A 21676-nucleotide genomic window follows, 5' to 3' on the forward strand; every position below is an offset into this window, starting at 1 on the left:
CTGCGGGCGATCTTCTTGATGGGGCATCCATGACCGAACTTTCCCGCCGCGAAGCCATGATCTCGGCCGCCGCCGTCGGTGCGCTCGCATTGTCGGCAGGCGCCGCCGCCGCCGATGCCGCCCCGGCCGGCGCGGTGTGGGATCTGACCGATCTGTATCCCAACGATACCGCCTGGGCGGCCGAGCGCAATGCGGTGATGGCCCGCCTGCCTGAGATCACCGCCTATAAGGGCCGCCTGGGCGAGGGCGCGGGCACGCTGCGCGCCATGCTCCAGCTGCAGTCGGATCTCGCGCTAAAAGTCTATCGGCTGTTCACCTATGCCGGGCTCAAGGGCGACGAGGATTTGCGCGTGGCGCCCAATCAGGAGCGGCGCCAGCAGGCGGTCGACCTTTTCACCTCGTTCGGCGAGGCAAGTTCGTGGGTGAACCCAGAGCTGCTCGCGCTCGGCGCGCCCAAGGTCCAATCCTACCTTGCGGCCGATCCCGGCCTCGCCAAATTCCGCTTCCAGCTGGAAGACGTCGTGCGCCAGGCGCCGCATACCCTGTCGCCCGAAGGCGAGGCTTTGCTCGCCTCCACTGCGGCGCCGCTCGCCGGTCCGGGCGACATCCGCGTCCAGCTGGTCTCGTCGGACATGCCGCGCCCCACCGTCACCTTGTCGGATGGCAGGAAGCTGCGGCTCGACGATCAGGGCTATACGCTCGGCCGCACGGCTCCCGCCCGTGCCGATCGCAAGCTCGTCTTCGATCAATTCTGGGCAAGCTATAAGAGCTTCGAAAGCTCGCTCGGCGCGTCGCTCGCCAGCCAGACCAAGGGGGAGATGTTTCAGGCGAAGGCGCGCAAATATCCCAGCGCCCTGGCCTCGGCCCTGTCAGGCCCGAACATCCCCGAAGGCGTCTACCGGTCGCTGGTAGCGGAGGCGAATAAGGGCCTGCCCGTGCTGCACCGTTATTTCGAGTTGCGGCGCCGCATGCTCAGCCTGCCCGAAATCGCCTATTACGATATTTACCCGCCTTTGGTGTCGCTCGACCGGAGCTTCACGCTCGACGAGATGCGGTCGCTGACACTGGCGGCGATCAAGCCGCTCGGGCCGGATTACGGCGCACAATTCGCCAAGGCGACCGCCAACAAATGGATGGATCCGCGCCCGCGTCCGGGCAAGCAATCGGGCGCCTACATGTCGGGCTCGGCCTATGACGTGCACCCTTATCTGCTGCTCAATCTCAGCGACAAATATGACGGGCTGACCACCTACGCCCACGAATGGGGCCACGCGATGCACACGTTGCTCGCCAACAAGGCGCAGCCATTCGAGACCGCCGGCTACCCGACCTTTACCGCCGAGATCGCCTCGACCTGCCATGAATTGCTGCTCGCCAATTACATGCTCGGTCAGGCCAAGACCAAGCAGGAGAAGCTCTTCTATCTCGGCCAGATGATGGAGAATTATCGCGGCACCTTTTACCGCCAGGCGATGTTCGCCGAGTTCCAGCTCGCCGTCCACGATCTCGCCGAGAAGGGCGAGGGCCTGTCAGGCGAGAAGATGACGACCGTCAATCTCGACTTGCTCAAGAAATATCATGGACCCAAATTCGTGATGGACCCGGCCTACGGCATCGAATGGGCCTATATTCAGCATTATTTCTACGGCTTCTACGTCTTCCAATATGCGACCTCGATCACCGCGGCGAACTACTTCGCCGACAAGGTGATGCGCGGCACGGCCAATGATCGCGAGAATTATCTGTCGGTGCTGCGCGCCGGCGGTTCGGATTACGGCTACAACATCCTCAAGAAGGCAGGCCTCGATATGGCCACCGCGACGCCCTATCAGACGATCATCCGCAGCTTTTCCGACGTGCTCGACCAGGCGGAGAAACTGCTCGCCTGACCTTCTCAGCGGTCACCCCGGCGAACGCCGGGGTCGATCGTGTCATAAGCAATGCCGCCCAGGTTTCCGTGACGCGCCAAGCTGCCGCATGAACCCCGGCCTAGGCCGGGGTGACGGTAATGGAGCGCCACCGGACCCCCGTTGCCGCCCTGAAACGCGACTTCCCGCTAAACAGGAAACGCGTCAGCCGACGCCATTCGCCTTGAAGTGCGCGAGCATCCGCGCCCACCCATCCTTGGCGTCGGCTTCATTGTAGCTGTCGCGATAATCGGCGTGGAAGCCGTGACCCGCATCGGGATAGACGTGGATCGACGAGCCGCTCTTGCCCGCCTTGCGCAGCGCTTCCGCCATCGCCTGGACCTGATCCTGGCCGATGCCCTGATCCTTGGCGCCATATAGTCCCAGCACCGGCGCGTGCAGTTCGCCCGCCCGCGCGATCAGTTTCTCGACATGGCCGTACCAGGCGACGCCCGCGCGGATGTCGGGATTGACCATCGCTGAGCGCCACACCACCGCCCCGCCCCAGCAGAAGCCGGTGATGCCGATGCGGTCGGCTTTGGCGAAGGGGGTCTGCTTGATCCAGGCGGTGGTCGCGCGCACGTCGCCGTCGACTTGGGCTTCGCTCGCCTGGGCGACGATTGGCATGATCTGCTTGAAATCGCCGATCGCGGGCAGGTTGACGCCGGAGCGATAGAAGAAATCGGGCGCGACCGCGACGTAGCCGAGCTTCGCCAGCCGCCGGCAGATGTCCTTGATATAATCGTGTATGCCGAAAATCTCGTTGACGACGATGATCGTGGCATGGCGCCCCGCGCCCTTGGGCCGCGCAACATAAGCCGGCAGCGGCTTGGGCGCGCCGTTCGGGATCAGCACCTCGTCGATCACCAGCCCGGCATCGGGCGTGCGAATCGGTTTGGCATCGGCCGCGAGCGCCGCCACCGCATAGCCGGCGAAGAACATCGTCACCGCCGGGCGACGGCCAATGTGCAGGTCTTCGGCTTGAGTACCTTCAGGGCGGGTGAGGGTCGGCATGGCATCCTCCGTTTCAATCGATGTGCGAGCTACGCTCGGATCACCCCCATATGCAATTGGTCGCTTTCGGCCGCTCAAGAAAAGCGCATGGTGCATGGACGTCAATCCGCTTCTAACGATCCGCCATGACGCAAAAGACAGCTCGCTCGACCTTGCCTTTGCTCGCGCCGCTGCTCGCCGGCGCCTCCTCGCGCGACCGGCTGATCGCGAGCGTCGGCGCGCTGCTCGCGATCACCGTCGTCGCCGCCTTGTGCCACCGCCTGCTGCCGCTCGCGCCGGGGCTACCCTATCTCGCCGCACCGCTGGGCGCCTCCGCCGTGCTCGTATTCGCCGTACCGGCGAGCCCGTTATCGCAGCCGTGGCCGGTGATCGGCGGCAATATCGCCTCGGCCATCGTCGGCACGGTCGCCGCGCAACTGATTCCGCGACCGGAAATCGCCGCCGGCGTCGCGGTAGCGGCGGCGATCCTTGCCATGTCGCTGCTGCGTTGCCTTCATGCGCCCGGCGGGGGCACCGCCCTCGTTACCGCAATGGCATCGCCCGCCATCGCCGCGTCGGGCTATGGATTCGCGCTGCTGCCGATCGCGGCCGACGCCATCCTGTTGGTCGCAGTGGCGTGGCTGTTCCACCTCGTATCCGGCCATAGCTATCCCCACCGGCCGGCGACCAAGCTGGCGCCCGCGGCACCGGCGCTCTTCCACCGGACCGATATCGATTATGCGCTTGCCGATATGGGCGATGCCTTCGACATCAGCCGCGACGATCTCGACCTGCTGCTGACGCGGGCCGAATATCACGCCGCAGCAAGGTGAAGCCCTAGCCCTCGTTAGGGCGGTGCGGCAGGTCGAGGCCCTTGGGGCTTTTGGTGAAGATTTCTGCGCCGGTCTCGGTGATACCGATCGAATGTTCGAACTGGGCCGAGAGTGAGCGATCGCGCGTTACCGCCGTCCAGCCGTCGTCCAGCACCTTCACGTCGGGGCGGCCGATATTGATCATTGGCTCGATCGTGAAGAACATGCCCGGCTTGAGTTCGGGGCCCGTGCCTGGGCGGCCGAGATGAACCACCTCCGGTGCGTCGTGGAACAGGCGCCCGACCCCATGACCGCAAAAGTCGCGTACGACGCCGTAGCGATGCTTCTCGGCATGCGTCTGGATGGCGTGGCCGATATCGCCCAGCCGCGCCCCGGGCTTTGCCGCCGCGATCCCCAACATCAGGCACTCATAGGTCACCTCGACCAGCTTGCGCGCTTTTAGCGGCACGTCGCCGGCGAGATAGGTGCGGTTGCTGTCGCCATGCCAGCCGTCGAGCAAGGGTGTCACGTCGACGTTGACGATGTCGCCCTCCTTGATCGTCTTGCTGCCGGGAATGCCGTGGCAGACAACATGGTTCAGGCTGATGCACGAGCTGTGGGTATAGCCCCGATAATTGAGCGTCGCCGGCACCGCACCACCCGCGAGCGTCATGTCATAGACGATCCGGTCGATCTCTTCGGTCGTCACGCCCGGCCTGATATGGGCGGCAAGCTCGTCGAGAATTTGGGCCGCCAGCCGGCCGGCGCGGCGCATGCCTTCAAAGCCTTCCGGTCCATAAAGCTTGATCGCGCCCGTGCGGGTGACTGCCTCGCCCGCCGCGATAGTCTGATATTGGGTCATAAACCTCATATAGAAGACGCTCGCGGGCTTTGCGAGAGCCCGGCGAGCCGCTATCGAAGCTTATGTCTGAGCGTATCTGGACTGCCGCCCTCGCGATCATCGGCGACGAGATCCTGTCCGGGCGAACCCAGGACAAGAATATCGCGCAGCTCGCTTTGTGGCTGAACCTGCAGGGAATCAGGCTGCGTGAGGTTCGGGTCGTCGCAGACGAAATGGAGGCGATCGGCGCGGCGGTGACCGCGCTGGCGCATGACAACGACTATCTGTTCACGACCGGCGGCATCGGCCCGACCCACGACGACATCACGGTCGATGCGATCGCGGCGGCACTTGGCGTGCCGGTGATCGTCCATTCTGGGGCGCGCGCTATCCTCGAGGATTATTATGTCAGTCGCGGCGGACTGACCGAGGCGCGGCTGCGGATGGCGCGCACGCCGGAGGGCGCGTCATTGATCGTCAACGAGCGGTCCGGCGCGCCCGGCATCCGCATCGGCAACATCTTCATCCTGGCCGGCGTCCCGCATATTGCCGCCGCCATGCTCGACAGCCTCACCGGCAAGCTGGAGGGGGGTCGTCCGGTGGTTTCCGCGACGATCGGCTGCTGGGTGCAGGAAAGCGAGATTGCCGACCTGCTGGGGGAGACCGAGAAAAGCCATGAGGGCTGTCAGATCGGGTCATACCCATTCTTCCGCGACGGCAGGACCGGCGCCAATTTCGTGATCCGATCGATTGACGAGGCCAAGCTTACGGCCTGCACCGCCGATCTGACAGCGGCGCTGGTCGCGTTGGGCTATGCGCCGGTCGCGGGCGGGATCTGAGGCGCGCGCCGCATCAGCAAAAGCGTGAGCAGCGCTACCAGCGCCGCCGCCGTCGCCATCGCAAAGACGATGCCCGGAAAGCGGAACACCGCGTCCGGGCGGGTGAACCAGGCGAGCGCAGGGTTGTAGAGCGCGGGAGCCGCAATCGCACCCAATGCGGCGATGCTGCCGCCGAACCCCTGCAGTTCCCCTTGCGCGTCGGCAGGTACCCGCCGTGACATCAGACCGTTCATCGACGGCATCACCAGACTCTGCATGGCGGTCAGGCACAGGAAAGCGAACACCAGCCAGCCCGTATGGAGGAAGGTATAGGCGATAAAGCCGATCATCCCGCACAGGATGCCGATCTCGGCCGCGTGCCGCTCGCCGACGCGTTTCACCACGCGGCCGACGACGAAGACCTGCGACAGCGCCATCAGCAGCCCAACCAACGCCAGTGACGCGCCAATTATGCCTGGCGTCCAGTTGAAGGCGGCGATGGTGAAATAAGCCCACGTAGCCGGGTAGACCATACCGGCGAGGTTCCACCAGAAGCTGGCAAAGGCGACCGGCAGCACTCCAGGATGGCGCCGCAATGCCAGTAATGCGCCGAGCGGATTGGCGCGCTTCCACTGAAACGCGCGCCGATTTTCCGCTTTGTGCGTCTCCGGGAAGGCGGCCAACCCGAACAGGAAGTTGGCCGCCGCCAACATTGCTGCCGCATAGAAAGGGGCGCGCGGCCCGATTTCGCCGAGCAGTCCGCCGATTGCGGGCCCGATCACGAAGCCTACGCCGAAGGCTCCGCCGATCATGCCGAAGTGGCGCGCGCGATCTTCCGGCGCCGAGAGATCCGCCATCGCTGCCCCGGCCGGTCCGAACGACGCGCCGAACAGACCGGCGAGCGCGCGGCCGACAAAAAGCCAGCCAAGCGAAGGCGCGAATCCCATCAGCGCGTAATCCAATGCGAAGCCGGCGAGCGAGCCGAGGATCACTGGACGCCGCCCGAACCTGTCCCCAAGATTGCCGACCAGCGGGCCGGTCAGGAACTGGACGGCGGCGTAGATCACGCCCAGCCATCCGCCGATGCGCGTCGCATCCGCCAGCCCGACATGGCCAAGCTTCATCACGATCCCCGGCAGCACCGGCATGACGATGCCGAACCCGATCGCATCGATCAGCACGGTCAGGACGACGAAGCGCACCGCGCGCTGGTTGGAGACGGGCATGGGCTATCCGGGAATGAAGTTGCGGTGTGCGCGCACTCCGCGCCAGGACGTCCTACTTTTTGGCGGGACGACCCCGCTTGGAGGCGGGCGCGGCGGCACCGCGCTTGCGGCCAAGGCCGATCGCCTTCGCCAGCGTACGACGCTTGTCCGCATAATCGGGCGCCACCATCGGATAGTCCGCCGGCAGCTTCCACTTCGCGCGATATTGCTGCGGAGTCATGTCGTAGTTGGTGCGCAGATAACGCTTAAGCATGGTCAGCTTCTTGCCATCTTCGAGGCAGACAAGATGGTCGGGCTTGATCGAAGCACGTATTGAAACCGCCGGCTTCTGCTCTGCGGGCGCCGTTTCGACGGTTTCGCCAAGACCGGCCAGTGCGGAATGGACCTTGCCGATCAACTCCGGCAATTCACTGACAGTCACGCGGTTATGGGCGACGTGCGCGGCAACAATGTCCGCCGTCAGCGCCAGGAGTTCGATTGCGGGTTCTTCGGCCATTGTTTCGCTGCCCTGTGTGAGGCCTATGTATAGGCGACACGAACTAGCAGATCGTTACGGCGGGGGCGAGCAATTTTGCTGGCGGAATTCGCAGACGGATTGTCAACTTCGGGATGCATTCCGATCGCATCCCGGGACCGTGCCAGAAATGAAAGGGCCGGCGACCAGCGCCAGCCCTTTCAATTCAATTACTTGACGTGGTTGGAGACGTGCTTGTTCATCTCGAACATGCTGACGCTCTTCTTGCCGAACACCTTTTCCAGCGAACCATCGGCGTTGATCTGCCGCTTGTCCTTGCTGTCCTGAAGATTGTTCTTCTTGATATATTCCCACAGCTTGCTGACGATCTCGCTGCGGGGCATCGGGCCCTTGCCGACAACGGCCGCCAGTTCAGCGGACGGGGTTACGGGCTTGTGAATGCCACCGGTCTTTGTTGCCATGTTAAAGTCCTCCTCTTGCGGCCCCTCTCTCAAGGCTGACGCTGCTATTCCGCGAGGAGGCGCCTTTGGCAAGCCTCTCTTAGTCCGGGGTGAGCGCCTTCTTCTTATGTGCCGCACGCTTACCGGCGTCGGTTTCGACGATATATTCCGGATTATCCTTTGATGCCGCGACCTTATGGCCCTTGATGGTGGTCGGGCTGGTCTGTTCCTTCACGACATGGCCATGCGCTGTGCCGCCGTGCGATTTCCAACTTACCTTGTCGCCCTTGCCCAGTCCGGCCATGTCCTGCCTCCTCTCAACGCTTCGAGGGAGCCAAACGCGAGGCGCGTCATTTGTTGCCGTATAAACCAACGCTCGGGGGCGGAATGGATCGAAAGCGCGATTATCTGATCTTCACACCCGGCGACGTAGATCTCGCCCGCTCGCCGCTGCGAGGATCGCTCGACGCTGAAACCTACGTCCTGGGCGCCTTCAATCCAGGCTTCACGCGCTTGCCCAACGGCAATTTGCTGATGATGGTACGCGTGGCAGAGGCATTGCTGGAACCGGTGATCGGCGATCATGTCCGCGCGATCCGCTGGACGGCCGCCGGCTACGTGCTCGACAACCATCTGCTTACCGGCGTTGCAATGACCGACCCGCGCCAGTTCGATGTCGCCGGCGGTAATTACCGCACGCTGGCGCTGACCTCGATCTCGTGGCTGCTGCCGGTCGAATTGACTCCCGATGCGCAAGCCGTCGTTGCGGTTCATTACGACAAGGCGATCGAGCCGGCCGCCGATTATCAGCAATATGGCGTCGAGGATGCCCGCATCACCCGCATCGGCGACACATGGTACATGACCACCTGTTCTGTCTCGGCGGAACGCCATTCAACCACGCTGCACGTTTCCACCAACGGGCTCGACTATGAGCTGCTCGGCATCGTGCTGGATCATCAGAACAAGGACATGATCCTGTTCGAAGGCCGGATCGGCGGTAAGTTCATGGCGCTGACCCGGCCATTGGGGGAGGTCTATTTCGCCTATCCGGATGAAAGCCCTTATCGAGGCGGGCCTTCGATCAACCTCGCGCAATCGCCCGATGCACTGCACTGGAAGCCGCTCGATCAGCCGTTCCTGCGCGCCCGCAAGGGCTCGACTTCATCGATGAAGCTGGGTGGCGGGACGCAGCCTATTCGAACTGATAGCGGTTGGCTGATGCTGTATCATGGCGTGGAAACGCGCGCGAAGGTGGGCGTCTATCGAACCTTCTGGGCGCTGCTCGATGCGGACGAACCCTGGAAGATCCTGCGCCTGGAAGACGGCGCGCCGCTGATCGAGGCCGCCCCGGCCCTGACCGCGCCGATCGCGCATCAGCTCTATTTGCCCACCGAAGTCGTATTCTCCACCGGCATCGCCGACGGGGGCGATGATTATATCGTGGCGAGCGGCGAAGCCGATCTCGCCTGCCGCATCACCCATATTCCCAAGAGCCGGTTCGCATGAGCGACACGCAATGGTGGCAGAGCGGCGTGATCTATCAGATCTATCCCCGCTCCTTCCAGGACAGCAACGGCGATGGGGTGGGTGATCTTGCGGGGATCGAGCGGCGGCTGGATTATCTTGCCGATCTGGGCGTCGACGCGCTGTGGATCTCCCCCATCTACCCGTCACCGATGGTCGATTTCGGCTACGACGTTGCGGACTACACCGATGTCCACCCGGTGTTCGGCACCCTTGCAGATTTCGATCGGCTGCTCGCCGCCGCGCACAGCCGAGGGTTGAAATTGCTCCTCGATTTCGTGCCCAACCATTCGTCGGATCGCCATCCCTGGTTTCTCGAAAGCCGCGCTTCGCGAAGCAGCCCGAAGCGTGACTGGTATATATGGCGCGATCCGGCCTCGGACGGCGGGCCACCCAACAACTGGATCAGCGATTTCGGCGGGTCGGCCTGGGAATGGGATGAGACAAGCGGCCAATATTATTATCACGCCATGTTGCGCGAGCAGCCCGACCTCAACTGGCGCAATCCCGAATTGAAGGCGGCGATGCTGGATGCGATGCGCTTCTGGTTCGATCGCGGCGTTGACGGATTCCGCGTCGATATACTGTGGCATATGATCAAAGCGGCCGCCTTTCCCGACAATCCGGTGAACCCGCAATGGCACGCCGGAATGGCCGATAAGGAGCGCGTGCTTCAGCTCCATTCCACGGATCAGCCGGAAGTGTTCGACATCGCCGCCGAAATGCGCGCGCTGGCCGACAGCTATGGCAACCGCGTCCTGATCGGGGAGATCTACCTGCCGATTGAGCGGCTGATGGCCTATTACGGGAAGCGGGGGGGAGGCGTGCACCTGCCCTTCAACTTTCAGCTGATTGAGGCGCCGTGGCATGCCCGCACGCTGCACGCGATGGTTGCGGAATATGAAGCCGCGCTTCCCCCGGGGGGGTGGCCCAATTGGGTGCTCGGCAATCATGATCGCCCGCGCATCGCCTCCCGCATCGGCCTTGCGCAGGCGCGCGTAGCGGCGATGCTGCTGCTGACGATGCGCGGCACCCCGACCGTTTATTATGGGGACGAACTCGGCCTGTCCGACGTCCTGATTCCTGCCGCCGACGTGCAGGATCCGCGCGAGCTGCGCGAACCCGGGCTTGGTTTCGGGCGCGACCCGGCGCGCACGCCTATGCCGTGGGACGGATCGCCCAATGCCGGCTTTACCAGCGGCCACCCGTGGCTACCGCTCAATGCCGACTGGGGGGAGCGTAATGTCGACGTGGAAAGGCGCGATCCCGGATCGATGCTCACACTATACCGCAACCTGCTACTGCTGCGGCGCGCGCATGCCGCGTTGAGCGTGGGAGCGCTGCGGTTGATAGAGGTCGATGGCGACGTGCTCGCGTACGAACGCGTGCATCAGGGGGAGCGGATCGTGATTGCGTTGAACCTAAGTGCCGAAGCGCACCCAACCAGCTTGCCGACCGGCCGATTGCTGCTGTCGACCGTCACGGAAGATTATGTGCCGAATATGCTCGCGCCCAACCAAGGCGTTATCCTGGCGGCGGAATTCGCCTGATGCGCATCGCGATGCTCGCACCGATTTCGTGGCGGACTCCGCCGCGCCATTATGGCCCGTGGGAGCTGGTCACCAGCCTGTTGACCGAGGCGCTGGTGGCGAAGGGCGTGGACGTGACCCTCTTCGCTACGGCCGATAGCGAAACGGCAGGGACGCTCGCGGCAGTGGTGCCGGCGGGTTATTCGGAAGACCGCACCCTCGACGCGAAGGTGATGGAGATGCTCCACGTCTCCCATGTGTTCGAACGCGCGGGCGAGTTCGACCTGATCCACAACCAGGCTGATTTCGTACCGCTCGCCTTTTCACGGCTGGTCGACGTGCCGCAGGTGACAACCATCCACGGCTTCTCATCCGAACGGATCGTGCCGGTGTTCAAGCGCTATGAAGACCGGGTTCATTATGTCGCGATTTCCGACGCCGATCGCCATGCCGACCTGAAATATGCTGCGACGATCCACCACGGCATCCGCCTCGATGAATTCCCGTTCGATGTCGAAGGCAGCAGCGATCTTCTCTTCTTCGGGCGTATTCACCCCGACAAAGGGGCGGCCGACGCGATCCAGGCTGCGCTGGCGACCGGCGATCGCCTGCTGATGGCCGGGATCATCCAGGATGAGGGTTATTATGCGCGCGAGGTCGAACCGCATATCGATGGCGAGCAGATCATCTTCAACGGCCCGGTCGGCGGTGCCGCACGGACGAGGGCGCTGGGCCACGCCAAGGCGCTCTTGCACCTGATCCATTTCGACGAGCCCTTCGGCTTGTCGGTCGTCGAGGCGATGGCGTGCGGCACGCCGGTAATCGCCTATAATCGCGGATCGATGCCGGAGCTGATCGAGCATGGCGTGACCGGCTTCCTGGTCGAGACCTTCGACGAGGCGCTCGAGGCGATCAGCCGCATTGGCGAGATCGACCGTTCGGCGTGCCGTAAAGCAGTCGAAACACGGTTCACCGTCCAGCGGATGGCGGATCGATATCTGGAATTGTACCGCGAAATCATCGACGGAACCGTCGCAGGCTGAGGAACGCTTGTCCGTCATGGCGCGGCTGTTTCATGTTTCGGATTTGCATTTCGGCCGCGAGGATCAGGCGGCGGTGCGCTGGTTTGCGGACTTGGTGCAAGCCGAACAGCCGGACGCCGTGATCTGCACCGGCGACCTGACGATGCGCGCGCGCAAGGCGGAATTCGTCGCCGCCGCGGAATGGCTTAAGAGCCTGAACGTGCCGGTGACGGTGGAGCCGGGCAATCACGACCTTCCGTATTTCAACCCGCTTGCGCGGATGCTCGACCCTTACCGTCGTTATCATATCGTCGAAGCAGCGATCGAGCGCCCGCTCGAGCTGCCGGGTGTCCTGATCGTCCCGCTCAAGACGACGGCGCGCTTCCAGTTCCGCAATCTGTCGTACGGACGCGTGTCGCATTCGGGATTGAAGGTCGCGCTGGAGATGCTGGCCAACAAGCCGGCGGGGGCGGTCGCGATCGTTGCCTGCCACCACCCGCTGATCCGCACCGGCTTCGTCGGACACGGCGACACGCGGCGCGGAAAGGATGCGCTGGCTTTGCTGGCCGAAGCCGGCGCGGATGCGGTGGTGAGCGGGCACATTCACGATGCTTTCGACGTGCTGCACGAGCAATCCGGCAGGAAGGTGCGCCTGCTGGGCGCCGGCACGCTATCGGAACGGCTGCGCACGACGCGGCCTTCGTTCAACGAACTCCATGTCGAAGACGGGCAGATGGAAGTCGTGAACCGCCTGATGGGCGGCTGAGTGGCTGAGCGGCTGAGCTTGTCGCAGGCGCGGTTCCGCGCCATCGTCCACTGATGCGCTTCACGATCCTCGCCGCCATTCTGCTCGCCACACCCTCGGTCGCCGCACCACCGGACGCGATTGCCGCCCGCGTCGCGCGCATTCTCAAGGCGACGCCGCTGATCGACGGTCACAATGACTGGGCGGAATCGCTGCGCGAGCGCGAAGGCGAGAGGCGGTGGACGATCGATCTGACGAACGGCCTCGGGCAGCGCGCGGTGCCATATAACACCGATATCACCCGGCTGCGGCAGGGCATGGTCGGCGGGCAATTCTGGTCGGCGTGGGTGTCGGCCAGTCTGCCGCCGCTCGAACAGGTCAAGGAGACGCTGGAGGAGATCGATCTCATCCGGACCATCGTCGCCCGTTATCCGCAAACGTTCGAGCTCGCAGTCACCGCTGCCGATGTGCGTCGCATCCATAAGGCCGGCCGGATCGCAAGCATGATTGGCGTCGAGGGCGGCAACCAGATCGACAACAGCTTTTCCGTGTTGCGCGCCTACAAGGCGTTTGGTGCCGGCTATCTGACACTCACGCACGCCAAGACGATCGAGTGGGCGGATTCGGCGACCGACGATCCGAAGCATGGCGGGCTGACCCCGTTCGGCGAGGCGGTGGTCCATGAACTCAACCGGCTGGGAATGCTGGTCGACCTCAGCCACGTCAATGAAGATACGATGCAGGATGCACTGCGCGTCACCAAGGCGCCGGTCATCTTCTCGCATTCCGGAGCCCGCGGCGTCGACGATCATCCGCGTAACGTATCGGACACGCTGCTCAAACTCGTCGCCGCCAACGGGGGTGTGGTGATGGTTAACTACTCGCGGTCCTACGTGTCCGATGCGTATCGCCGCTGGGCCGCGGACGAAGCCGCGGAAAAGACGCGCATGAATGCGCCGCCCTATGCGGGGCTGTATATCGGCCAGCCCGATAAGGCTGCTGCCGCTCTGGAGCAATGGCACAAGGCGCACCCCGAGCCGCAGGTAACCTTGGCCCAGGTCGCCGATCACATCGATCATATCGTCAAAGTGGCCGGAATCGACCATGTCGGGCTCGGCTCGGATTATGATGGCGTCGGCAACAGCCTGCCGGAGGGGCTCGAAAGCGTCGCCACCTATCCCGCGCTGTTGGCGGAGTTGCTGCGGCGCGGCTGGAGCGATGCCGATGCGGCGAAGCTCGCCGGCGGCAATGTGCTGAGGGTGATGGAAGCGGCGGAGAAGGTCGCGGCGTCGATGAAAAGCGAATTGCCCGCGACGGCGACGCAACCGGTGCTGGACGGCGGGAAGTGATCCCGCGTCAGCGCCGGAAGCGGTAGTAAATCGCGATGCCGCAATAAGCGAGCAAAGTCAGCTTGAACCAGACGCACAGCGCGATGACCGCGGCGGCACGGACTGCCAGAGCCGGCACGCCGCTCGACTGGCTGATTTCCGCGCAGGTGCCGAACAGCAGGCCGCGGCTCGGCACCTGGGGATTATAGTCTTCTCGGATCATGTTCCTCTCCTTCTTAGAGTGGAAGCCGATCATGCGACGTGGACGGGGCCAACGGCGGCGAGGATGCAGGTCGCGCTAACGACGAAAGCGAAGAAGCCGACGCCGAGCTGGGTCACGAGCGAAGAAGCATTGTTGAGCATTGTAGGTCTCCCTGAAGTGTCATGTCGCCGAACCATTCCGGCGATGCAAAACACTTTGCAGGGAGCGTGCCAATTGCCTGCAAGAGGCGTTTCCGGGCGAAATGTGCCGCGGAGATGGCGAGGATCGCCAACCGGTGGCGTAAATTACGACAAGTTCGGGAAGTATCAGTCGATAATCCCGCGCCGGTGCTCGCCCTTCACCCAGCGCACAGTTCCGGAACTGGCGCGCATCACGACGCTGTCGGTCGTCATCTTGCCCGCCCGGCGCTTCACGCCCTGTAGCAGCGAGCCGTCGGTAACGCCCGTGGCGGCAAAGATCGCGTCGCCGCGCACCAGATCCTGCAGCTGATAGATGCGATCGAGATCGGTCACCCCCCATTTGCCCGCGCGCGCGCGCTCGTCGTCGTTGCGGAACAACAGACGTCCTTCGAACTGGCCGCCGACACAGGCGAGCGCCGCCGCCGCCAGCACGCCTTCCGGCGCACCGCCGGAGCCCATATAAATATCGATCGTCGTCTCGGGGTTGCTGACCGCGATCACGCCGGCGACGTCGCCATCGGGGATCAGCATCACGCCGCAACCGATGGCGCGCAGCTCTGCGATCAATTTGTCATGGCGCGGCCGGTCGAGCACGCAGGCGATGATCTCATTCGGGGCGACGCCCTTGGCCTTGGCCAAAGCGTGGACGTTTTCGGTCGGGGTGCGCTTCAGGCTGACGAGGTTCTTGGCGAAGCCGGGGCCGATCGCGATCTTTTCCATATAGACGTCGGGCGCGTTGAGCAGACAGCCCTCCTCGGCGATGGCGAGCACCGCGAGCGCATTGGGTCCGGCCTTGGCGGTGATCGTGGTTCCCTCGAGCGGGTCGAGCGCGATGTCGATCTTGGGACCGGTGCCCCTACCGACCTTCTCGCCGATATAGAGCATCGGCGCCTCGTCGCGTTCGCCCTCGCCGATCACCACGGTGCCGTCGAAATCCAGTTCGTTGAATGCCTGGCGCATCGCCTCCACCGCCGCGGCGTCGGCAGCCTTCTCGTCGCCACGCCCGACCAGGCCGGAGGCGGCGATCGCCGCGGCCTCCGTCACCCGCACCATTTCCAACACAAGCACGCGATCGAGCGTCTTTGAAGCCTTCACCGCCATCGTCGTGCCTGTTCCTCTATTGGGGTGACGGCGCGATAGGCTGGGCATGTGACCTTGTCGAGAAACACGCTGGTAGCGCTTTGCATTTTGCGGACACCAGCCGGCCGTGACCACGGTCGCGCTCGATCTATGGCCAAAATGCCGATTTTTACGCATGTTGCGAATCGCCGACGGAGACGCACATGCGCCTGATCCTTGCCGCGATTGTCATTGGAGCCGGCCCGGCCTTCGCAGCGCCAATCGGCCCGGAGATTCCGCCCAATTCAAGGACCACTCCCGCGCAGCAGGCCATCGCGCTTTATCGAGATCAATATCGCCATGGCTACGCACCATGCCCGGTGCCGACACACGCGAACGAAGTAGTCGTGTGCGGCAATGGACGGGGTGGTTCCGCCAACCGCCTGCCGTTACCGGACGAGCGCGGGCCGCGTGCCGGTCCGCGCACGGCTACCGGGGAAATTCCGGGCGCATCGGGCGGACTTGCAAACCCCGATTCATGCGGACCGGTCGATTGCGGCGGCGGCGGCCCGGTCAACTTGATCGCCGCAGCGGCCGCGGGCGTACAGCTCGTCCGCGCGATCGTCGATCCGGAGGCTGCCTCCGATCATGCCGATCGTCAGCATCCGGGACAGCGGTGACCCGTTAGCCTTCCAGAATATGCATCAGCATCGGCGCGCCCAGCAGACTGGGTGAGCCCTCAAGCTTGTCGAGCGCGGCGATGACGCAGCGCTCAGGCCCCTCATGGGTGACCATCACCAGCAGCACGCTGCCGTCGGCTGTCGCACCGCGCTGGATCAGGCTTTCGATCGACACGCCTGCATCCCGCATCGCGGCGGTCAGCTCGGCCAATACGCCCGGACGGTCGCTGACCGTGAAGCGCAGATAGGCGCGGCCGCGACGCTCGCCGGCGGGGGCAGCGTTCGCTTTGATCAAGCTCTTTACCGGCATGGCAAAGGCGGGGCCATATTCGCGCCGCGCAATGTCGATGAGATCGGCGACGACGGCACTTGCCGTCGGCCCCTCGCCTGCGCCGCGTCCCTGGAACAGCAAGCGGCCGACGAAATTGCCCTCGGCCACAACCGCATTCAACGATCCGGTGACGTGGGCGAGGGGATGGCCGAGCGGGACGAGGCAGGGATGGACCCGCTGGAACAGCCCCTTGGCATTGGCCTCGCCGAACCCGACCAGGCGCACCCGGAAACCGAGCGCCGCAGCTTCCGCGATGTCGGCTGCCAGCACATGGCGGATGCCGGTGATCGCGACCGCGCCGAAATCGATCTCCGTGCCGAACGCCAGGCTGGAGAGGATGGCCAGCTTGTGCGCGGCATCGATACCATCAATGTCGAAACTGGGATCGGCCTCGGCAAAGCCGAGCGCCTGCGCCTCGCCGAGGACCTCGGTAAAGTCGCGGCCTTCGGCTTCCATCGTCGTCAGGATGTAATTGCAGGTGCCGTTGAGCACGCCATAGACATGGTCGATCACATTGGCGGCCGCACCCTCGCGCAGGCCCTTGATCACGGGCACACCGCCGGCGACCGCGGCTTCATATTTGAGCGCGGTGCCCGCCGCTTCCGCCGCCGCGGCAAGTTCGAGGCCGTGGTGGGCAAGCATGGCCTTGTTGGCCGTGACGAGCGCCTTGCCATGGGCAAGTGTCGCGCGCGCCAGCGTCAGCGCCGGGCCGTCGGACCCACCGATTAGTTCCACCACCGCGTCGACATCGTCGCGCGCGGCCAGGCTGGCCGTGTCGTCGACCCAATCCACGCCGGTAAGATCGATGCCGCGGTCGCGCGTGCGGTCGCGCGCGGAGACCGCCACGATTTCCAGCCCTCGTCCGGCGCGGCGCTCGATCAGCGCCGCATTCTGCGCCAGAACCTTGACCACGCCCGCGCCGACGGTGCCGAGCCCTGCGAGGGCGATACGGAGCTTCTCTGCCATCTTTTCCCCCTAGCTGTGCAGTCCGACGTTGCAAGCCCGCGGCCCGCCGCATTGCCTGGAACGGGTGCGCGCTCCCCTTCGTTCTGCCTGTGATTTGTAAGGAGAGTGATCATGGCCGACGAACAGACCCCGCTGGACGAGACCGGTACGCTGACCGAGGAAGAGCGCGCCGCTATCGAGGCGAAAGACTTCGCCAAGCGCGAGCAATTCGGACAGTCGGGCGATCGTGTCGATCAGACGATGGGCCATATGGGCGGCGCCGGAGCCGCTGGGTCGGGCCCCGATATATCGAAGCAGAGCCAGCCGGTGGACGTTTCCGGTCAATGATCGATGATCCCAACCAAGGCGATCCGGGGGGCGCAGAGCGCGGCCACCGGGCGTCGGTTGCGAAGGATGGCAGCGTCCATGGCTCCGGCGCGGGCGCCGGTGGTGGTGGTACGCCTGAGGATTTCGACTCAGACGCCGCCGGCGGCGACACGGGCGACCTTGAACCTCGCCAGCCTCCCCGACCGGGCACAGGCGCCGACGCGCCCAGTCATGGCAGCCGCTAAAGGCTGTTGGGGCGTGGTTTGGCTCAATATCCGATTCGCCGCTGCCCGAAGCAATTCGCCCGTATCGAATTATGTGACGTTTGCATGAAAAGACCCCCGTTATCCTCGTTATCCACAGGGCTGCCCCCCTATTTTCCGCTGGCGCGACTCGGCCGGGCATGAGAGCTTCTGGATGTGCTCGGGAGACGGGCTCGGACGGAAACGGAAGAGCCAGAACCTAGAGGACATCCGAAGCGGAAGGACCGCGAAACCCTTCGGGGAGACGCGGAACGGAAGTTGCGGAGGGCGCCGGAAGAGCAGCGATGGCAGATGGGGCCGCAAGGCTAACGTCAGCGATCGATGCTCCAAGAAGGGCCGCTGACCAGCTGGAGGCTTCGGCCCGAGGCAAAGCAGCGACGCCTGAGCGATCAAGGACCAGAGCCCGCAAGGGATCTTTGGAGACCGGAGCCAGCTCGGCGCAGTGGGGGCTGGTGGAGACACCAGCCCCCATTTTCGTTGTTGAGCGGTCGCCCGATCAGGTGTGCGCCGAAAGCCTGCTGCCCCAATTCATGCGCGCACTACAGTGTCGGGAGACCGCCTACGTGCAGCCGCAACTCTCGGACTCAGCAGCTCCGAGAGCGACCAACCTTGATCGCGGTCAGAGCGCTGGAATGAACTCGATCGCGTCCGGGCTGCGTTCGGCGCGCTGGCGCTCGATCTGCTCGGCATAAAGTCGCGCCAGCTTGCAATAACCGCGGCGCGCAGCCGGCGACCGTCCAAGCTTCGAGCGCACCAACGATATGCCGCGACGATGATATAGGTCGATCAGGTCCATAGCCGGTCTCCTTCACGCCAAAAGCGGGAGCCGTTCTGTCGCTCGAGTCTCACCGAACCCTGGCTCACGGGCCGGTCGCGCGACTCGCATATCATGAGTCGGGGTGAGTCGCGGAATCGATTCGCTCGAGCGTTCTCGTAACCGGTCAGACGTCGCCCGGATCGAGGTCGCGCGCGACCGCTGGCTTGCGCAGCAACTCGTCGATGCGCGCACCCTCGTCAAAGCTTTCGTCCGGGCGAAACCGGATTTTGGCGGCATATTTGAGATTCACGCGCTTGGCGACTTCACTCTGGAAATAGGCCGTGTTGGTGCGCAGCGCCTTGAGCACCTTTTCCTCGTCCGCACCGAGCAAGGGCTTCACGAATACGATCGCATGTTTCAGGTCAGGCGACATCCGCACCTCGGTCACCGACACAAGATGCGAGGCGAGCACCTCGTCATGGACGTCGCCGCGCATCAATATCTCGGCAAGGATATGGCGCACCTGCTCGCCCACCCGCAGGATGCGGACCGATTTTCCTTCAGGGCTCTCATTGTGCCGCATGACGCCGGCCTTCCCAAGGTTGCGTCACCCCGACAACCGCGGGGGCGACGAACAACTTACAGCGTGCGCTCGCGCTCTTCGACTTCGAACGTCTCAAGGAAATCGCCCGCCTTGATGTCGATCGATCCTTCGAGCGTGACGCCGCATTCCAGGCCGGCGCGGACTTCGGCCACGTCATCCTTGAAGCGTCGGAGCGACGCGATGGCGCCGGTGTAGATGATGACGTCGTCCCGCGTGACGCGCGCCCGCAAGGCCTTGCGGATATAGCCTTCGGTAACGAGCAGGCCTGCCGCCTTGCCGTGCTTGCCGGCGGAGAAGACCTCGCGGATTTCGGCGCGGCCGACGACCGTCTCGAAATATTCCGGGCCGAGCTGGCCCGCCATGGCCGCCCGGATCTCATCGAGCAGATCGTAGATCACGTCGTAATATTTAAGCGCGACCCCGTCCCGCGTGGCGATCTCGCGCGCCTTGGCATTGGCGCGGACGTTGAAGCCGATGATCGGCGCCTTCGATGCCGACGCCAGGCTGACGTCGCTTTCCGTAATGCCGCCCACGCCCGCGCTGAGGATGCGGACCTGGATATCGTCCGTCGAGATCTTGTTGAGCGAACCGACGATCGCTTCGACCGAGCCTTGAGCGTCGGCCTTGATGACGACGGGATATTGCTGCGCCTGCTTGTCGCGCAGCGCCGAGAACATCGATTCGAGCGACGCGGGCGCGCTGGTGGTACGCTTCTGCTGGATGACGCTGGCCCGATAGGAAGCGACCTCGCGCGCGCGCGCCTCATTCTCGACCACGGTCAGCTGATCGGCCGCCGACGGAACGCCGGACATGCCGAGGATCTCCACCGGGGTGGAGGGGCCGGCAGTCTTCACCTGCTTGCCCTTGTCGTCGACCAGGGCGCGGACCTTGCCGCTCTCGGCACCGACGACGAAAATGTCGCCGGTTCGGAGCGTGCCGCGGCGGACGAGCACGGTCGCGACCGGGCCACGGCCCTTGTCGAGCTGTGCCTCGATCACGACACCCTCGGCGGCGCGGTCGGGGTTTGCCGTCAGTTCGAGCAGTTCCGCCTGGAGCTGGATCTTCTCGATCAGTTCGTCAAGCCCGGTCTTGGCGGTGGCGGAAACCTCCACATCCTGAACGTCGCCGCCCATCTCTTCGACCTGGACGTCATATTGCAGCAGGGCTTCCCGCACGCGCTGGGCGTTGGAGCCCGGCTTATCCATCTTGTTGATGGCCACGATCATCGGCTTTTCGGCAGCCTTGGTGTGCTGGATCGCCTCGATCGTCTGCGGACGGATGCCGTCGTCACCCGCCACCACGATCACGACGATGTCAGTCACATCGGCACCACGTGCGCGCATCGAGCTGAAGGCTTCGTGGCCCGGCGTGTCGAGGAAGGTGATCTTCGATCCGTCCTTCTGCGTCACGACATAAGCGCCGATATGCTGGGTGATTCCGCCCGCCTCGCCAGCGGCGACATCAGTACCGCGCAGCGCATCGAGCAGGCTCGTCTTGCCGTGATCGACATGGCCCATGATCGTGACGACCGGCGCACGGGGCTGCAGCGTGTCGGCGGGATCGACGTCGACCTCGGTGACAATGTCGACATCGCTTTCGGAAACGCGGCGGATATTATGGCCGAATTCGCTGACCATCAGCTCGGCCGTGTCCTGGTCGATCACCTGATTGGAGGTGACCGGCGTGCCCATCTTGAATAACGCCTTCACCAGATCCGCGGTACGCTCCGCCATACGATTGGCGAGTTCGGCGACGGTGATGGCTTCCGGCACGACCACGTCGCGCACCTGCTTGACGGTAGGCCCGCCCGCCTGATGGGCGCGCTTGTCCTTTTCACGCGCCCGCTTGAGCGCGGCGAGGCTGCGTGCGCGCGCGCCGCCGTCGCCATCGTCCAGTGCGCGGGTGACGGTAAGCTTGCCCGATTGGCGGCGATCATCGCCCTGGCGACCGCGTGACGGACGCGCCGGCGGTTCGGGACGCTTGGGCGCAATAACCGGCGTGAAACGGCGCGGCGGCGGCTCGCCACCGGGGCGGCGTTCCGCTTCCTCGTCACCGGCTTCGGCGGCAGGCAGTGGCGTTTCGGCAGCGGCTTCCGGTTCCGGGGCAGGCGCCGTGACAGGCTCCGCGGGCGGATTGGCAGCAGCCTCTTCGGCCGCGCGGCGATTTTCCTCGGCGCGGCGCTTTTCTTCCTCGGTCGCCTCGCGGGCGGCATTGTCCTGGCGGCGGCGCGCTTCCTCCAGCGCGTTCATGCGCGCCTCTTCGGCTTCGCGCAGCAGGCGTTCCTGCTGCTCGCGCCGTTCGAGCGGCGTCATCGCGCGCGCGGGCGGAACCGGCGCCGCCGGCTGCGGGCGCGGCGCCACAGGCGCTGCGACCGGGGCAGGGGCTTCGACCGCGGCTTCAACTTCTGGCTCCGGAGCAGGCGCGGGATCCCCCGGCTTGCGCAGGATGCGAGCCTTCTTGGTCTCGACGATGACCGTGTTCGAGCGGCCATGGGAGAAGCTCTGCTTCACCTTGCCCGTCTCAACCGTACGGCGCACGCCCAGCGGCACGCTAAGACCCAGTTTCGGCTTTTCGTTATCGCTCATCTAGTAACCCGAACCCTCATAAAATCACTGTGCGTCGAACGCACCTTGCGAAAGCCTCGC

At 64.4% G+C, this 21676-nt stretch carries 22 protein-coding genes; 10 read left to right on the top strand and 12 right to left on the bottom strand.

What is annotated here, in order from left to right; genetic code table 11:
* Positions 1-29: 29 nt before the first annotated feature.
* Positions 30-1889 carry a M3 family oligoendopeptidase gene (locus tag DX905_RS09865; protein ID WP_116091194.1) on the top strand — a complete coding sequence of 620 codons (1860 nt, stop codon included), beginning with the start codon at positions 30-32 and terminating at the stop codon, positions 1887-1889.
* Between the two features lie 183 nt (positions 1890-2072).
* Here the strand turns inward: DX905_RS09865 and DX905_RS09870 are convergent, their stop codons facing one another.
* A complete protein-coding gene (locus DX905_RS09870) occupies positions 2073-2921 on the bottom strand; it encodes a dienelactone hydrolase family protein (protein ID WP_116091195.1) in 849 nt (282 codons plus the stop codon).
* A gap of 125 nt (positions 2922-3046) precedes the next feature.
* On the opposite strand from DX905_RS09870, the gene DX905_RS09875 reads away from it, so the two are divergent.
* Complete coding sequence (locus DX905_RS09875; RefSeq protein WP_240320807.1) at positions 3047-3733, top strand: HPP family protein; 687 nt, start codon at positions 3047-3049, stop codon at positions 3731-3733.
* Positions 3734-3737: 4 nt separating this feature from the next.
* Here DX905_RS09875 and map read toward each other — a convergent pair whose 3' ends face one another.
* A complete protein-coding gene (gene map / locus DX905_RS09880; protein ID WP_116091196.1) occupies positions 3738-4574 on the bottom strand; it encodes a type I methionyl aminopeptidase in 837 nt (278 codons plus the stop codon).
* A gap of 62 nt (positions 4575-4636) precedes the next feature.
* Here map and DX905_RS09885 point away from each other — a divergent pair, with 62 nt between their 5' ends.
* Positions 4637-5392 carry a competence/damage-inducible protein A gene (locus tag DX905_RS09885; protein WP_116091197.1) on the top strand — a complete coding sequence of 252 codons (756 nt, stop codon included), beginning with the start codon at positions 4637-4639 and terminating at the stop codon, positions 5390-5392.
* Here the strand turns inward: DX905_RS09885 and DX905_RS09890 are convergent.
* The 4 genes from DX905_RS09890 to DX905_RS09905 all read right to left on the bottom strand — a co-directional run bounded on the left by DX905_RS09890 (position 5365) and on the right by DX905_RS09905 (position 7816).
* A complete protein-coding gene (locus DX905_RS09890; protein WP_116091198.1) occupies positions 5365-6597 on the bottom strand; it encodes an MFS transporter in 1233 nt (410 codons plus the stop codon). The genes DX905_RS09885 and DX905_RS09890 overlap by 28 nt on opposite strands.
* 52 nt (positions 6598-6649) lie before the next feature.
* Entirely contained in the window at positions 6650-7093 is a 444-nt protein-coding gene (locus tag DX905_RS09895) for a Ros/MucR family transcriptional regulator (protein WP_116091199.1), read from the bottom strand.
* Positions 7094-7281: 188 nt separating this feature from the next.
* The gene (locus tag DX905_RS09900) at positions 7282-7533 is read right to left on the bottom strand and encodes an SWIB/MDM2 domain-containing protein (RefSeq protein WP_116091200.1); all 252 of its coding nucleotides are present in this window, start codon (positions 7531-7533) and stop codon (positions 7282-7284) included.
* Between the two features lie 79 nt (positions 7534-7612).
* A complete protein-coding gene (locus tag DX905_RS09905) occupies positions 7613-7816 on the bottom strand; it encodes a hypervirulence associated TUDOR domain-containing protein (protein ID WP_116091201.1) in 204 nt (67 codons plus the stop codon).
* A gap of 83 nt (positions 7817-7899) precedes the next feature.
* Here DX905_RS09905 and DX905_RS09910 point away from each other — a divergent pair, with 83 nt between their 5' ends.
* The 5 genes from DX905_RS09910 to DX905_RS09930 are packed head-to-tail and all read left to right on the top strand — an operon-like array spanning position 7900 to position 13684.
* Positions 7900-9021, top strand: coding sequence for a glycoside hydrolase family 130 protein (locus DX905_RS09910; RefSeq protein WP_116091202.1), 1122 nt, complete (start codon positions 7900-7902; stop codon positions 9019-9021).
* The gene (locus tag DX905_RS09915; RefSeq protein ID WP_116091203.1) at positions 9018-10589 is read left to right on the top strand and encodes an alpha-amylase family glycosyl hydrolase; all 1572 of its coding nucleotides are present in this window, start codon (positions 9018-9020) and stop codon (positions 10587-10589) included. Before DX905_RS09910 ends, DX905_RS09915 begins: the two co-directional genes overlap by 4 nt.
* Positions 10589-11611, top strand: a complete 1023-nt coding sequence (locus DX905_RS09920; protein WP_116091204.1) for a glycosyltransferase family 4 protein — start codon at positions 10589-10591, stop codon at positions 11609-11611. Before DX905_RS09915 ends, DX905_RS09920 begins: the two co-directional genes overlap by 1 nt.
* 16 nt (positions 11612-11627) lie before the next feature.
* Positions 11628-12356 (top strand): metallophosphoesterase family protein, encoded by a 729-nt coding sequence (locus DX905_RS09925; RefSeq protein ID WP_116091205.1) that lies wholly within the window; start codon positions 11628-11630, stop codon positions 12354-12356.
* Between the two features lie 53 nt (positions 12357-12409).
* Positions 12410-13684 (top strand): dipeptidase, encoded by a 1275-nt coding sequence (locus tag DX905_RS09930; RefSeq protein WP_116091206.1) that lies wholly within the window; start codon positions 12410-12412, stop codon positions 13682-13684.
* A 7-nt stretch (positions 13685-13691) separates the two neighbouring features.
* On the opposite strand, the gene DX905_RS09935 is transcribed toward DX905_RS09930, so the two are convergent.
* Together DX905_RS09935 and glpX are read right to left on the bottom strand one after the other, a co-directional pair.
* Positions 13692-13886, bottom strand: a complete 195-nt coding sequence (locus DX905_RS09935; RefSeq protein WP_116091207.1) for a hypothetical protein — start codon at positions 13884-13886, stop codon at positions 13692-13694.
* A 305-nt stretch (positions 13887-14191) separates the two neighbouring features.
* Positions 14192-15166: a class II fructose-bisphosphatase gene (glpX, locus tag DX905_RS09940; RefSeq protein ID WP_116091208.1), complete on the bottom strand. Its 975-nt coding sequence runs from the start codon at positions 15164-15166 to the stop codon at positions 14192-14194.
* Between the two features lie 182 nt (positions 15167-15348).
* Here glpX and DX905_RS09945 point away from each other — a divergent pair, with 182 nt between their 5' ends.
* Positions 15349-15804, top strand: a complete 456-nt coding sequence (locus DX905_RS09945) for a hypothetical protein (protein WP_116091209.1) — start codon at positions 15349-15351, stop codon at positions 15802-15804.
* A gap of 4 nt (positions 15805-15808) precedes the next feature.
* On the opposite strand, the gene DX905_RS09950 is transcribed toward DX905_RS09945, so the two are convergent.
* Positions 15809-17101, bottom strand: a complete 1293-nt coding sequence (locus DX905_RS09950) for a homoserine dehydrogenase (RefSeq protein WP_116091210.1) — start codon at positions 17099-17101, stop codon at positions 15809-15811.
* Positions 17102-17212: 111 nt separating this feature from the next.
* Between DX905_RS09950 and DX905_RS09955 the strand changes: the two genes are divergently transcribed.
* Complete coding sequence (locus tag DX905_RS09955; protein WP_116091211.1) at positions 17213-17428, top strand: hypothetical protein; 216 nt, start codon at positions 17213-17215, stop codon at positions 17426-17428.
* Positions 17429-18289: 861 nt separating this feature from the next.
* Here the strand turns inward: DX905_RS09955 and DX905_RS16055 are convergent.
* From DX905_RS16055 to infB, 3 genes are all read right to left on the bottom strand, one after another.
* Positions 18290-18466, bottom strand: a complete 177-nt coding sequence (locus DX905_RS16055; RefSeq protein WP_162875550.1) for a hypothetical protein — start codon at positions 18464-18466, stop codon at positions 18290-18292.
* Between the two features lie 145 nt (positions 18467-18611).
* On the bottom strand, positions 18612-19010 hold the full coding sequence (rbfA, locus tag DX905_RS09965; RefSeq protein WP_116091213.1) for a 30S ribosome-binding factor RbfA: 399 nt from the start codon (positions 19008-19010) through the stop codon (positions 18612-18614).
* 56 nt (positions 19011-19066) lie between these two features.
* Positions 19067-21616 (bottom strand): translation initiation factor IF-2, encoded by a 2550-nt coding sequence (infB, locus tag DX905_RS09970; protein WP_116091214.1) that lies wholly within the window; start codon positions 21614-21616, stop codon positions 19067-19069.
* Positions 21617-21676 lie beyond the last annotated feature (60 nt).

Origin of the sequence: Sphingomonas crusticola, from assembly GCF_003391115.1 — a bacterium.
GTDB classification, from domain to species: domain Bacteria; phylum Pseudomonadota; class Alphaproteobacteria; order Sphingomonadales; family Sphingomonadaceae; genus Sphingomonas_I; species Sphingomonas_I crusticola.